This window comes from Alkalihalobacillus trypoxylicola, assembly GCF_001590785.1.
Taxonomy (GTDB): Bacteria; Bacillota; Bacilli; order Bacillales; family Bacillaceae_D; genus Alkalihalobacillus; species Alkalihalobacillus trypoxylicola.
In genome coordinates this window covers 189,522-204,468 of sequence record NZ_LTAO01000034.1, presented here as the reverse complement: position 1 = coordinate 204,468, position 14,947 = coordinate 189,522, and the positions used below count along the sequence as shown (strand labels likewise).

The window sequence follows — 14,947 nt, the reverse complement described above, 5'->3', positions numbered from 1 at the left end:
AAAGGACTTGTCTCTTATAATCAAGAACATTTTTTTCAGATCATTGTTGTATTTCTTTCTCTCATTTCCCATGCAGTTCGCAAGCCAAATATTCCTATGTAGTTTTTCTGCACTTAAATTCCACTTGCATAATCCAACAACCTTGCTAATGAGGAGGTAATGTATTTGTCTGCTTATCCTGAAGAAACTGATTTTATCTCTCTTTTTTGTACAGAACCTCAGAAGCTTGATGAAGAGCTCAGCTTTTTTTATAATCAATCAACCTTTCTTCAACCTTTCTGTTTGAAAACAGCTATGAAACCTTCAAAATAACTATCTCACCAAGTTATAATGAGTTCAGCTTACAGGTAACCGAACAATCAACCAAAAGCTTATTAGCTCATTATCAATTTACAACTCTTTCAAAAATAGAAATAGTAAAAGACTCAAAAGAATCCGTACAAGTTTTAATGATATTAAATGATCAGGAATGGTTTAGCTCTGTTCAGATTTCTTTCAGACCACGATTCAAAATCATATTCAAACAGTATAGGCATGAGTGATCACGGCTAGTAATAAAGTCTAATAGTTAAATAAACTTTGACTAGCAATAACAAATAGTCTTAACATAAAGCAAACAGCCACATCGTTTTTACGATATGGCTACTAATATTTATTAAAGTATACTCTCACTAACTAATATACCTTTTAAAGCTATTCGTTGCTTTCCATCCAATGTACAAGTAATCAATGTAATCTCTTTTTTCCCCTCTTTATCAAGCAAGATATCTGTTTGGGTAGGTTGAATAATTTCAGAAGAGATAATTTCATAAGTGAAGGTTTTGTCTTCTACGATTAGGTTTACCATAGCCCCAATAGGTACATCTGGTAGATTGCGAAAAAAACGATCTCCTCTAAAGCCTCTATGACCTGCAACGGTAAAATTCCCCTCACCCGGAACTTGATTAGGTTTAATCTGAGTCAACCCTAGATTCAAGGTTTCTTCCGTGGTTTCCGGTAAGATCATTTGATTAAGTTCGATATCAGGAATCTCCAACCAGATTACATCCTTCGCATACTCAAATTCCTCATCTACCTCTGCAGCACTTGCATCATTCGAGATAAGATTTACAGCCTGTGTTAATTGGTCGATCTCTTTTCCTGTCTGCCATTCATGATAAATTGGAATAGAGACAAGAATGAGTCCAATGAGTATGGAGGCCATTCCTGCTATTACTTTTGCCTTTCTCATTGAACTCACCTCCTCTTGTTTAAGCCATGGTCACTTTTCTTCGATTAAATACAATGAGTAAGCTTCCAACGATGATTAATAATGAACCTGCAATCAGTAGGTATCTAAACCATTCTTCCCCTGTTTGAGGTAATGTTTTAGGAACATCATCTGATGATCCACTTGTTGGCGGCGTATCAGATGATTCTGGTGGTGCTGGTGTAGTCGGTGGATCTGGTGTTTCAGTTGGTGGTGGAGTTGATTCTCCAGGTGGCAGTTTCGTATTTTGCACGAATAGCTCTAGAGTTTCCTCCATTCCAACCTGCACCGTAAACTCAATTACTTCAACTAACTGTTGATACCCTTCAGGCGCTTTCGTTTCAAATAATTGATAGTCACCTGGCGTTAAATCTTGGACATCTGCTAAGCCAAGATCATTTGTCGTCACCGTCTCAACTACTTGATTATTTCCATCTCGGATTTCAAATTCCGCACCCTGTAAGGTAACATCGGTTTCCGAATCCACTTTAATGATGGTGACATGACCTAGAATCAAGTCATTGACTGCCTCAATCATTACAACTTCCTGTTGATTAAACTCTATCTCGAATGTGATTGGAGTCTGATCAAGCTTGTAGCCAAATGGTGCTTCCGTTTCTACAAAGTAGTAGCTTCCTGGTGCTAAATTATTGACCACCAGTTTGCCTTCCTCGTCTGTTGCTAGACCGGTTTGGAGTTCGGTACCTTCAGAATCATATAACGTGAAGATCGCTCCCTCAAGTGTATCACCGTTTTCATTAACTTTTGTCAATTCAACGGCGCCTGGGCTTGCAGAGTTTTCCTTGATAACCTCCAACTGAGATTCTTGGTTAAAGACAATCTCGAATTCAAGCGGGGTGTTATCAAGTTCATACCCTACCGGAGCTTCCGTTTCTACAAAATAGTAGCTTCCTAATGCTAATTCTTCTAGGACTAATCGACCCTCTTCATCTGTCGTTAGACCGGTTTGAAGTTCATTGTCTTCTGCATCATATAACGTGAAGACCGCTCCCTCAAGCGCTTCTCCTTCTTCATCGACCTTAGTCAGTTCGACAGTGCCTGGCGTGAATTCATTAACAAAACTAAGTTCTCCTATCGTTGTTTCTCCTAAACCTATTTCAAACGGAATCGGTGTTGGATCCAGCTGATAGCCAGGGAGTGTCGCTGTTTCCACTAGTTGATAGCTTCCTGGTGCTAAATCATCAATCAACAGCTTTCCTTCTTCGTTTGTAAGCAGTCCCTCACGCAACGTATTTCCTTCGCTGTCTTGAAGCTCAAATTCAACTCCTTCGATCACTGTACCGTCTTCGTCCTCTTTCGTTAGTTCAATAGCTCCTGGGATTAAAGTATTTTCCTTTGTTAATTCCAGCTGTGCTTCTTGATTAAAGACAACCTCAAACTCGAGTGGTGTAGAGTCCAGCTCGTACCCAAACGGTGCTTCTGTCTCGACAAAGTAGTAAATTCCTGGTTCAAGATTTTCAACGACGATTCTTCCATCTTCATCCGTGGTTAGTTCCGTTTGAAGTTCGTTGTCTTCTGCATCAAATAGGCTGAAAACAGCTCCTTCAAGCGTTTCTCCAGTCTCGCCAACCTTTGTTAAGCCGACAGATCCTGGGCTAAACTCATTTACAAAGCTTCGTTCTACGATTTCTGTTTGACCTAGTGTAATGTCAAATGGAATTGGTGTTGGATCCAATACATATCCAGCAATCGTTGCTGTTTCGACTAGCTGATAGCTGCCTGGTGCTAAATCTTCTAACAACAGCACACCATTCTCGTCTGTGAGCAGCCCTTCACGCAGTGTATTTCCTTCAGTGTCCTGAAGTTCAAATTCTACCCCTTCAAGACCCGTTCCATTTTCGTTCACTTTTGTTAACGCTACGGAACCTAAGATCAATATATTTTCTTTTGTTACCTCTAGCTGCGCTTCTTGATTGAATACAATTTCAAACTCGAGTGGTATAGAGTCCAGCTCATATCCAAACGGTGCTTCAGTTTCTACAAAGTAGTAGTTTCCTGGTGCTAAGCCCTCTACGACTAAGCGACCATCTTCACCTGTTGTTAGTCCTGTTTCCTGTTCATTGTCTTCTGCATCGAATAGGCTGAAGACCGCTCCTTCAAGCGTTTCTCCTTCTTGATCGACCTTAGTCAGTCCGATAGAGCCTGGCGTGAATTCATTAACAACCCTAAGTTCTCCTACCGTTGTTTCTCCTAAGCCAATTTCAAACACAATCGGTGTTGGATCTAGCTCATACCCAGGAAGGGTTGCTGTTTCAATGAGTTGATAATTTCCTGGTGCTAAATCATCAATCAACAGCTTGCCTTCTTCATTTGTAAGCAATCCTTCACGCAGTGTGTTTCCTTCGCTGTCTTGAAGTTCAAATTCTACGCCTTCAAGAACGGTTCCATCTTCGTCTTCTTTCGTTAGCTCAACCGCTCCTGGAATCAAGGTGTTTTCCTTCGTTAATTCCAATTGCTCCTCTTGATTAAAGACAATTTCAAACTCTAACGGCGTGTCATCCAGCTCATAGCCGAATGGCGCTTCCGTCTCTACAAAGTAGTAACTACCTGGTTCAAGATTTTCCACCACAATTCTTCCATCTTCATCCGTAGTTAGTCCCGTTTGAAGTTCGTTGTCTTCTGCATCAAACAGGCTGAAAACAGCTCCTTCAAGCGTTTCATCAGTCTCGCCAACCTTTGTTAAGCCGACAGATCCTGGGCTAAACTCATTTACAAAGCTTCGTTCTACGGTTTCTGTTTGACCAAGTGTAATCTCAAATGGAATTGGTGTTGGATTTAGCTCATATCCTGGAAGTGTGGCTGTTTCGACTAGCTGGTAGCTTCCTGGTACCAGTTCATCAATCAATAGCTTTCCATCTTCATCCGTTAGCAACCCTTCTTGTAACACGTTTCCTTCACTATCCTGGAGGGCAAACTCTACACCTTCTAAAAGAGTTCCTTCTTCATCTTCTTTTGTCAATTCAACAGAGCCTGGAATCACCGTGTTTTCTTTCGTCAATTCCAACTGCGAATCTTGATTAAAAATGATCTCAAACTGTAACGGTGTATCGTCCAACTCATAGCCGAACGGCGCTTCTGTTTCTACAAAATAGTAGGTACCCGGCGCCAAATCTTCTACAACTAACTGTCCGTCTTCGTTTGTTGTTAAACCTGTTTGTAATTCATTGTCTTCTGCATCAAACAAGCTGAAGGCCGCTCCTTCAAGCAATACCTCGTCTTGCCCAACTTTTGTTAAGCTAACAGACCCTGGCGTAAACTCATTAATGAAGCTAAGTTCTCCTACTGTCGTCTCCCCTAAACCAATTTCGAAAGGAATTGGCGTTGGATTCAGTTCATATCCTGGGAGCGTGGCTGTTTCGACAAGCTGATAGCTTCCTGGTGGTAAATCATCAATAAAGAGTTTACCTTCTTCATCTGTGAATAAGTCTTCGCGTAGCACATTGCCATCTCGATCTTGAAGCTCAAACTCTACACCTTCAAGAAGGACTCCTTCTTCATCGACCTTCGTTAATTCAACCGCTCCAGGAATCAAGAGATTTTCTCTTGTTAATTCCAGTTGCGCCTCTTGATTAAAGTCAATTTCAAATGCTAATGGTGTGTCGTCTAGCACATAACCAAACGGTGCTTCCGTCTCTACAAAGTAGTAGCTTCCTGGTGCTAGCTCTTCTACTACTAGTCGACCATCCTCGTTTGTTGTTAAACCTGTTTGGAGTTCATTGTCTTCTGCATCAAACAAGCTAAAGGCTGCACCTTCAAGTGTATCTCCACTTTCTCCGACTTTCGTTAAACCGACAGACCCTGGTGTAAACTGATTCACAAAGCTTACTTCCGTTACGGTTGTTTGACCTAAGCCAATCTCAAATAGGATCGGTGTTGGATCCAACTCATAGCCTGGAAGTGTTGCTGTTTCCACCAATTGATAGCTTCCCGGTGTTAAATCGTCAATGAACAGTTTACCTTCTTCATCCGTAAGCAAACCTTCTCGTATTGTATTGCCATCACGATCTTGAAGTTCAAACTCCACGCCTTCAAGAATCGTTCCATCCTCATCTTCCTTCGTTAGTTCAACCGCACCTGGTATTAATGTGTTTTCTTTCGTTACTTCTACCTGCGCTTCTTGGTTAAAGACGATTTCAAATGGTAATGGTGAATCGTCTAGCACATAACCAAACGGTGCTTCAGTCTCTACAAAATAGTAGCTGCCTGGCACTAAGTCTTCAACGACTATTTGACCTTCTTCATTTGTGGTTAGACCTGTCTGGAGTTCATTGTCATCGGAATCGAATAGGCTGAAAACAGCTCCTTCAAGCGTTTCGCCATTCTCTCCGACTTTACTAAGTTCTACAGAACCTGGCATGGGGCTATTCTCTTTCGTCAGTTCAATTAATTCTTGAACCGCCAATTCAATGGTAAAAGGAATAGGTGTAGCATCTAACACATAACCCGTTGGCGCCTGTGTTTCAACTAATTCGTAGTTTCCAGGCAAAAGATCCTCAATGAAAAGAATTCCATTTTCATCGGTTGTTAAGCCGGTAGCTACCTCATCACCAGCTTCATTAAATAGCGTAAACACGGCTCCCTCGAGGAGTTCTCCATCCTCACTCTGTTTTGTTAGTTGAACAGAGTTATCTAAATCCATGTACACGCCAACTCTTGCTGGTTCGACAGGTTGTCCTTGATCTGTCGCGATCGCAAAAGAGTTCCATACGGCTCTTTGCGTAGGATTTACTGTTTTATCCAATACACTAGAGTCAACGTCCGCTGCTTCCGGAGCTATCATCGAGAAAGCAATAGCGATATCTTCTCCATCAATCCATTCTACTCCCTCACTAAGCTCAATCTTAAAGGAATGAATGGAAGACCAATCATCTACCTCAGATGCCAGAACCCAATTCGGTGCCTGTGCCCCTTCAGGATTAGATAGTTGCTCTGTTGTGTCAGGGTAGTTGGTATGTCTAATTAAGTCATCTCGTTCTGGCGTGAGTGCTGTACTATAATAAACATCCACTCGCTCTGTCCATTGTGACGGAAGCTGAATCGCTTCTGTCAGCTGCGGTGTGAATTGACTACCACGGTCAATATTATCCGTAATCCCTAAGTCACCAATAGATGGTAATACATCCATCAATGTCATCGTAGAGATCGTACTTCCGGTTGTATTCGTTAGGGTTAATTGATAATCAATGGCCCCTCCAGGAACCGTTCTTCCAAACGTCGTAAACGACTCATCTAATTCTCCTCTGACAAGCTTCTCTGTCTGGATATTATACTGACCACTCATATAATATTCGTTGCCTGATTTCAAACGAGGTTGGTCAGTGTTTCCATTCTCATTTAAATCCTCTGAATCCGTTTGTAAAACGGTATCTGTTTGTCCAGGATTATCAACAGATGGGACCGTTAATGTCTCATCTCCTGAGAAACCATAAACATCAAAGGTAAGGACATTCGCTGTCCCTTCATTGATCTGGATATTAATCTCAGAGGCTATATTATTACCTGGTCTAAGGAGACGATCTGTCCAACTAAACTTAACAAGCTGTCGCCCTGTATCATTGTAATTATCACTTACAATATCATGTGATCCACCTGAAGCTCTTCCATCCGCATTGATAAATTCAGCTTCTGGATCATCAGATAGGGTGACACCAGGTGGTAATAACACCATAGCCTCTAATGGCTCACTCATCGCTAATGTAGAACTATTTTCCGTAGTAAAGTTCACTCGCATACGGTTATCACCAAAATCAACATAGGATCCTTGATGATTTGTTAATTCTACATCCACCGTAGCAATGGGCGGTTGATTCGTTGGTCGTGGAGCAATTTGTGCAGAGCGTGGAATGGCAATTGTATTTGAACCGTAATGCCTGCCACCAGTACCTTCGCCAAAACGAGTGCCTGCTCCCCCGATACCAAATACATCAAATTCGTTTGTTACACTTCCAACATAGCCTGGTTCAACCTCAAAATAGTATGTTGGATGAGCCCCACCCATGCCACTAGGAGCATGGGTAAAATCCAAATATATCGCACCGACTCTTGCATCTGCTTCAATTCCTAGGTCACTTCTACTGTAAATTCTTCCAATATCAGCATTTTCAATTAAGACTAGTCGTTCTCCATTCACATCCGCCTCAATATTAAAGCGAGGGGGATCTACAAATGGAACACCTTCTGGAAATTGATTCGTTGGTCTATATATAAATCTAGCCGCCGTTCCCCCTGTTCTTATTTCTTTAAAAACTAAATTCTCATCAATCTTCATAACAGTTGTATACGCTCTAAAATCTCCTTCATTACTTTCATGTAAGGGAGAAATATTATGATAAAAAGCTAAGAGTGCATCGTCATAAACAAGAGGATTTGGATCTCTATTTGTATTTGAACCAATATTTCCTCTATCATCAATTGGACCAATATGGCCAGGGATAAACACGCTTCCTCGTATTTCTCCAGTCGCCCGATCAGAATCAGCAATCGTTACACTATGATTTGCATTAACACTGTTCTCATTATCATCACCAATAAACTGGGCGGTTACATCAACATTGTTTGTCAACGTTTGATCCACTGTATTATTACCTACTCTTAATACAATCTCTAACTCCGTGTTAAACAATGTCTCTTCTGCTGCTTCTTGATCTTCAATACTTGGTGCTTCAAATGTCCAAGTTAATACATTACCGTTTCGCTCCGGTTCTGGTCCGTCAACCATAGAATGATATGACAATCCATTTGGAAGCGTATCCACTACAGTAATCTGAGAACCCGGCTCCAGATAGTTTTGCCCAGTACTATTCTTCGGAATGTCGACATTCATAACCCAAATCGTTTGGGCGTTAGGAATAGGTATATTACGATCATTACCTCTAGCTTCGGTATATCGCTTAGACGCAGAGATTGTGGTTGAAGCATCCACAACGACGGTTGCCGTATCCTGCACTTCATCGAATTGATCTGCTTCAAATGAGGCTTGCACCTCAAGCCCTGTGCCATTCGCTATTAAACCGTTCGTAGTCGTTAATTTAATAATATTTTCATAGGTTTGTCCTGCTTGTAGTGTGTCAAATTGATACACTAACTGATTCGTTTCTACATCAAACGTTGGTTCGACACCAGCTATTCTAAGTTCTGACAACGATTGCTCAAATCCTACTTCATTTGAAATTGGTAAATCCACTGTAATTATTGCATTATTGTACTCAGTAATAGCCCCCGTCGTTTTGAACACTAATTTATAAGCTGCATCGTTTCCAGCTAGCACATTAGCATTTAATGGAGAGATATCAATATCTACATTTAAATCTCCTACCATCGGGGTAAAGATAAGCTCATCTTCATTTTCATTGCTTTCTTCATGCTGATTTGTTTCTTTTTGAAGTAAAGAGCTGGCTTCTTTGTGAGGCAAGCTATCTTCTTCTTTTTTTAAAAACTTGTCTTCTTCATCACTCTCTTTGGCTACTTCAAATTTACCATTATTAACTAACTCGTCATCTTCCCCCTCTTTTGAAGGTTCTTCAGTAGATTCTATATTAATAACGTAGTCTATCATTTCTGTTTCTCCATCGGAAAGATAACCAATAACTTGAATAACATTCTCCCCAGAATCTAAATTCGTTAAGAACACTTTCTCAGATAAAAATTCGTCCTTATTTTTAAGAATTTTTAGAATATTATCATCAAAATTATAGCTTATACCATTCAAATGATCTAACTCTTTTGTCTTATTTTCATCATATTGAATTTTTTGATTTAATTTAATTTCTAAATACTCTAATTCAGAATATTCAGACTCTACAATTAAAATTACTTGCTCTTGACTAGGTGTCCCCTCTACAGAAAGTATAATCTCTTTTTGAAGTTCTTTTGCTGTGGCCTCACTTACATAAACTTGACCATAAGGGGTAATTAAAATCAGGAAAATAAGTATAAATATAAAAACTTTTCTTATTCGATCTCTCTGTACCCTCATATAACCCTCCTATAATTGTATTAGTAAATATAGGCTATTATTCGTTATTATCTTACATATAACGATATATTAGTCCATATATTTACATCAAATAATAGCATCGTTACATAATCTGTCAAATACAATCCAGATATATTGTCGGATAAGTAATAAATAATGTAAATTTATTGATATTATACAGGACATTTAGCACATAACTTTATTTAACTAAAATATAGTACTTGTATTATTAAATGAACAAGTAACTCTAATTCCCTTAACTTCTCGATGGTTTTATCATTATTTCATAAAATGATTTTCCTTCTTATGCTTTAAAAAAAATGAATTCATCACTTAATAAATATGTGTTCCAGTAAAGTGACAGAAATATATTTATTATTCAAAAATAATTAACTTCTAAATAACTAAGCAAGTACTTTCATTTTAAAAATGTTATTTTTTAATAATAATTTGTTATTATATAATCTCTTCCATTTAGAATTTACCTTTTAGGCCCATGAACTAATAATCATTTAAAAAAAAACAGAGATTATTTAAAGTTTGTATTGAAAATACTGTCATTTTATAAGTGTTTATAATTGGGTATATTTACTATCAAACAAGACATAAATTACTTTGCGTACAGAAGAGAGCCTAGCCTCTACTTAGCTTCAAGATACTTTATAAAATGAACTTTAAATAGAAAAAAGTGGTACAGAGCAAGCTCCATTCCACTTTTTTATTATTGCTTCACTATTCTTTTAGTACTTATTCTAAACAATTTCCTTTACTCTCTCGGCTTGCTTATCTAATTGATTAGCAGATTGTGAAATGCTAATAAATGCACTTGATGTGTCCTTCATCTGTTGCTGACCTTGGTGGATATCATGCTGTAATTCTTTATATCCTTTTCCTACTTTAAGTGTTTCTTCATTAATAGAATCAATGGCCAATTTTATTTCTTCAAGAGATTCATTAATACTTTTTGAAAGCTTGCCAACTTCCTTTGCTACAACATTAAATCCATTCCCATACTTTCCTGCCCGTGCAGCCTCAATTCCGGCATTTAATGCTAGTATATTGGTCTGCCTTGAAAATTTACTGATGGTTTGTAATACATTTGATATTTGCTCCGCTTTTTGTTGTAATCCATGTACCATTTCTGCATTACCTTGATAAAGAGCTGCGATATGATTAACAGTCTTAAATAATTCCTCACTTCGAGTAATCCCTGCTTTAGATAGTTGATTTAATTCCATTGACATTTCTTGTAATTGCCCTGTGACCTCCGTATTAGCTTCCTGTCTTTTTGATATATTAAAGGCAATTTTCGCAATACTATGGATGGTTTTATGATCTTCTGCAAAAATCGGCATATAGGTCGCTTCCAGCCAAATGGCTCTACCATCTTTTGCTCTTCTTTTAATTTTATTTTGAAAGCTGTTCCCCTTTAGCAATTGCTCCCAAAATAAGTCATATTCTTTAGTCTCAGAAAACTCAGGAAAACAAAATTCACGATGATGTATACCTTCGAGCTCTTTTTTATCATATCCTAGAGTATCTGCAAATAAATAATTGACATCTATAACCTCTTTATTTGTGTTGAAATGAATGAACGCCATGTTGTTCTTGATAGACTGTAAAACATAATCATTAATTTTCAAGAAATAATCCCCTTTTAGATTTCATATGGTTAGTTAGATAAGTTTTAAAAGAAATACTTATACCCTCTATTCATACCCACTTTTTTATCATTCAAAGCTAGTAATACTGCCAAATAAGCCACATATATGCTTCAAATTACACCCTCTACGATTTCTTACGGTCTACTTTGAATACTCTATGATTACAAGAAAAAGGTGAGGGCTATTAGATAGTATAGAGTCATTTCTCCAAAACGCCATATAAAAGAACTACCCCAAAAGAACTATTTTTAAACCTTATTGTAAAACCAGCTAGCTTTGTCCTTTTGAACCAAAATCGGTAATTTTGACATCAGCTGAGAAATTAATTTCCGCTTCCGAAAAATATTGATTCCATTCTTCTTCATGTTGCTCCCAAAAACTCGGCAACTTAATTCTTGCATATTTGAAAAAGCCAATTGGATCGGTCTGGTAATCATTTTGCAGCTTATCGATAATATGAAAAACTTTTTTCTCAATTTCTTCTTTAAAACCATTTTCGATTTCTTTTATGTACAACTCATCAAAGGCATCCTCATTCATATTCCAATCCTCAGAAAGCCTCCCTTCGGTTGATACACGAATATCTATATGAATTTTATCTTCTTTTTCACTCATGCTCATTTTTTCCAGATTAGCATCAAAGATTTCAAGAGAATAACGATCTCCTTTCAAATTTATTTCCTCGACACCACCCTGGATATCCCCTATTAACCAATTTAAGCCCGATATCTCCTCTAATGATAGTGATCCATTTTTGATTTGACCTTTTTCAATCACTCTGGCTTCACTTAATTCTAATCTGTTCTCTCGTGAACTAATACTTTGAAGAACAAAGGATTGATTGGCTTGTAAAGACCCAGAAACTTTTCCTAATGTTACTTTATCTAATATTTCAACACTTCTATCTTTATTTCTTAGTAGCTCTTCAATAATACGAGAAGGAATCATTCCTTTTGGTGTATCAATCTCAAAAAGCTCCTTGATTGGTTGCTTAGATAAAAAAACAAAAACGCTTCTCCTCGTATGGTCATCTTTGATTAATTGGCTAATAAATTGGTTTAAGTTCCATTTTTCTAATGTATCTTCATGAATAATCAAAACAAGCATATGATCAGTTAAAATGGGGTTATCCATTAAAGAAACCTTCCTTAATGCTTCATGTAACGTGTAGCCCTCTGTTGAAATCGTGACTTGCTTTTTTTCTGTATTCCCGAATTCAGAGCTTTCAGAAGGAAGAATATATTGAGCCAATAGCCTAATGTCCTCATCATTCTCCTCACTAACCTCTAATCCCATTCCTACTACGATTGATATTTGTTCAATATTCCTACTATCCCAGCAGCCAAATAAGAAGAAAACACACATCATCAGAAATCCTATCTTTCTCATCTGCTTAACCTCCTTCTTATACTTGCAAAAAGATAAGTAATAAAGGGTAAAACAAAAAAGATGATTAAAAATGTATATTGCAAGGTCTCAGACACTTTTATAATGACTTGGATCGATTCTAGGCTCATTCCGATTGCAAAAGCGATCGCTCCAATAATAAAAACAGCTAGCTTACGATTTAAAATGGGAGCTATTTTCTTTAGACAAAAAGAAGAGCAGATTACACTAACAGAAATCGTAATAAAAAATTGTAGTACCCATGTCGTTAACAAGAGTGAATCTAAACGTTGTGTCGCGAAGGTTAAATTCTCTGCCGAGTGTGTGTACGTAATCGTCGGCCAAAGTAAGGTTCTCGTTTCGTACATCGTTAAGACAGAAACAACTATTAGAAAGGTTGTTACATATAAAAAGGCTGTGATAAAAATGGTGATACTAACTGACTTATAGGCTGACTTCGTTCGATTCATTAAATAAGGAAAAAAGAAAAAGAAAATTTCTAACCCTTGAAATGGTAAAATCGCATTACTGACATTAAATAAAATCGATTTTATACCGCTTCTTCCAATCGGCAATATATTTTTAAAATCTGCTTCATAAAAGCCAAGCATTAGAATTAGAAAAATAATGAATAGACTAAAGGGCACAAAAAAGCAAATAACCCTTACGGTTGTTTGAATAGAGAAAACGGCTAAATAACAGGCAAGCAAAATGATAAGTAAAATCATGATCCAAAATGGTGTTGTTTCTAATAAAAAATAACGAACCATTTCGCTCATTGTAATAGACTGCCAGCCCGCTAGTATGACAAAATATACTGATAATAGGAAGGCCATTAATTTCCCTAACCATTTACCATATGCATACGATAAATAATCAAGAAAATCCTGTACGTTATGCTTATTAAACATATAAATGATAAAAAATAAAACCAAAAGAACAATTACAGCGGCTATAATTAATGAAATCCAGCCATCAGGACCATCTACTTCTCTTGTTAAATTTCGTGGTAACGTTAGAACACCAACACCGACAATGAATCCAATTAGTACATTTACCATTTGGTAAGTAGAGATACTTTTTTGATGTTCCAAACCATCACCCCTTTTCAGAAGATTGATCCTTTTTCATAATAAAGCTTTTTGGAAATCTTATAATCAAGTCACGCCATTCATGATTTCTTAAAGACAATTTTAAAGAGAAATAATGTACGCCAAAATTTTGCAAGCTAGCCAAGTGTATGGTGATTAATATTAAAAAACAAATTACTCCGTATAACCCAAACAGACCAGCCAAAATAATCGTTCCGAATCGAAGTAACCGAAAGGATAAACCAAAATTATATTGAGGAACACAAAATGAAGCAATAGCCGTTAGAGAAATAATAATGACCATCACAGAGCTAACGATATGTGCTTCTACCGCTGCTTGTCCGATAATAACTCCTCCAACAAGCCCAATCGTTTGGCCAAGAGGAGTTGGCAGTCGAATTCCTGCCTCTCTTAAAAATTCAATAGTTGCCTCCATAATTAATGCTTCTATAATAGGCGGAAATGGAATCTCCATCCTTGTATTCATTATGGTAAGAGCCAGTTCATCAGGTAATAAACCAGGATGAAAGGAAACAAGCGAGATATAAATAGAGGATAAAAACAAAGTAAAAATGATAGCTATATAACGTAATAATCGTATGAAAGACCCTGCAATCCATCTTTCATAATAATCGTCAGGAGATTGTAGTAAAATATCAAAGGTTGTTGGTATAATTAAGGCAAATGGTGAGCCTTCTACTAAAATAACCACTCTCCCTTCATCCAAAGCGGCTACAGCTCGATCAACTCGTTCCGTATTTTGTACCTGTGGAAACGGCGAAAAACGCCTTTCCTCTAAAAACCCTTCTATCATTCCAGAATCTTCAAAGTTACTTGTATTAATATCTTGAAGCTTTTTTTTCAACTCTTTTATAATTTTAGGATCGGTTTTTTCCTTTTGGTAAACATATTGTAGCCTTTTCGTTTTTGTTTTCTTTTGTATAACAAACTCTTCTACCTGAATATTCGTATCAAAATTTAATTGCCTTATTAAAGAGACATTAAAGGATAGATTTTCAATAAAAGCTAACTTTGGGCCACGAACAATCTTTTCACTCGATGAATCTTCAAGTGCTCTCTTCATTTCTTCTTTCAAATTAAACAAATAATAATAAGGAGTATCTTCCATTAAAAGCAATGCATTTCCCTCATATAATTGCGTAATAGCGTTATTCCAGTTAGCATCCGTATATAAAAAAGAAGAAACAGCTTCAATTTTAAAACATTCTTCTTCTTTTGTTGTAATGGAATGGAGAACTGCGTTAAATTCTTTATATTTATCTGTATTTACTTGCCCTAAATAGTACAAATCTCCCCGCTTATTAATAGAATGAATGTAAATCTCTTCTTTATTCAAATCAGCATTAACACTGGTTCGATCATTTAAGGTATTTATTAATTTATCTAAATCATAGGTTTCACTCATCTTCTACACAGCCTCTTCATAAGTTGCCCTTAAAATCCCCTCATTTTGCTTCTTTTATACAATCAATTAAAAGCAAGATATTATCTCAAAGGATTAAATATTTAAAAAAGTGATCTTTTTTCAATACCTATTCGT

At 37.2% G+C, this 14,947-nt stretch carries 7 protein-coding genes; 1 reads left to right on the top strand and 6 read right to left on the bottom strand.

Translation table 11 applies throughout. The annotated features are described in order from the left end of the window. Positions 1-165: 165 nt before the first annotated feature. Complete coding sequence (locus AZF04_RS21305; protein WP_156479503.1) at positions 166-312, top strand: hypothetical protein; 147 nt, start codon at positions 166-168, stop codon at positions 310-312. A gap of 343 nt (positions 313-655) precedes the next feature. Here AZF04_RS21305 and AZF04_RS16430 read toward each other — a convergent pair whose 3' ends face one another. From AZF04_RS16430 to AZF04_RS16405, 6 genes are all read right to left on the bottom strand, one after another. Beyond that, positions 656-1,231: a class D sortase gene (locus tag AZF04_RS16430; RefSeq protein WP_061949679.1), complete on the bottom strand. Its 576-nt coding sequence runs from the start codon at positions 1,229-1,231 to the stop codon at positions 656-658. 19 nt (positions 1,232-1,250) lie between these two features. Beyond that, positions 1,251-9,245, bottom strand: coding sequence for a SpaA isopeptide-forming pilin-related protein (locus AZF04_RS16425; protein ID WP_061949678.1), 7,995 nt, complete (start codon positions 9,243-9,245; stop codon positions 1,251-1,253). Between the two features lie 752 nt (positions 9,246-9,997). Beyond that, a complete protein-coding gene (locus AZF04_RS16420) occupies positions 9,998-10,888 on the bottom strand; it encodes a methyl-accepting chemotaxis protein (protein ID WP_061949677.1) in 891 nt (296 codons plus the stop codon). Positions 10,889-11,179: 291 nt separating this feature from the next. Then, positions 11,180-12,298 carry a Ger(x)C family spore germination protein gene (locus AZF04_RS16415; RefSeq protein WP_061949676.1) on the bottom strand — a complete coding sequence of 373 codons (1,119 nt, stop codon included), beginning with the start codon at positions 12,296-12,298 and terminating at the stop codon, positions 11,180-11,182. Beyond that, positions 12,295-13,389 (bottom strand): GerAB/ArcD/ProY family transporter, encoded by a 1,095-nt coding sequence (locus tag AZF04_RS16410; protein ID WP_061949675.1) that lies wholly within the window; start codon positions 13,387-13,389, stop codon positions 12,295-12,297. The genes AZF04_RS16415 and AZF04_RS16410 overlap by 4 nt, the downstream gene beginning before the upstream one ends. Before the next feature lie 4 nt (positions 13,390-13,393). Further along, positions 13,394-14,812, bottom strand: a complete 1,419-nt coding sequence (locus AZF04_RS16405) for a spore germination protein (protein WP_061949674.1) — start codon at positions 14,810-14,812, stop codon at positions 13,394-13,396. Between the last annotated feature and the right edge of the window lie 135 nt (positions 14,813-14,947).

Coding starts and splice junctions, on each gene's coding strand:
- AZF04_RS16430 (WP_061949679.1), bottom strand. CDS start 1,231: ATGAGAAAGGCAAAAGTAATAGCAGGAATGGCCTCCATACTCATTGGA.
- AZF04_RS16425 (WP_061949678.1), bottom strand. CDS start 9,245: ATGAGGGTACAGAGAGATCGAATAAGAAAAGTTTTTATATTTATACTT.
- AZF04_RS16415 (WP_061949676.1), bottom strand. CDS start 12,298: ATGAGAAAGATAGGATTTCTGATGATGTGTGTTTTCTTCTTATTTGGC.
- AZF04_RS16405 (WP_061949674.1), bottom strand. CDS start 14,812: ATGAGTGAAACCTATGATTTAGATAAATTAATAAATACCTTAAATGAT.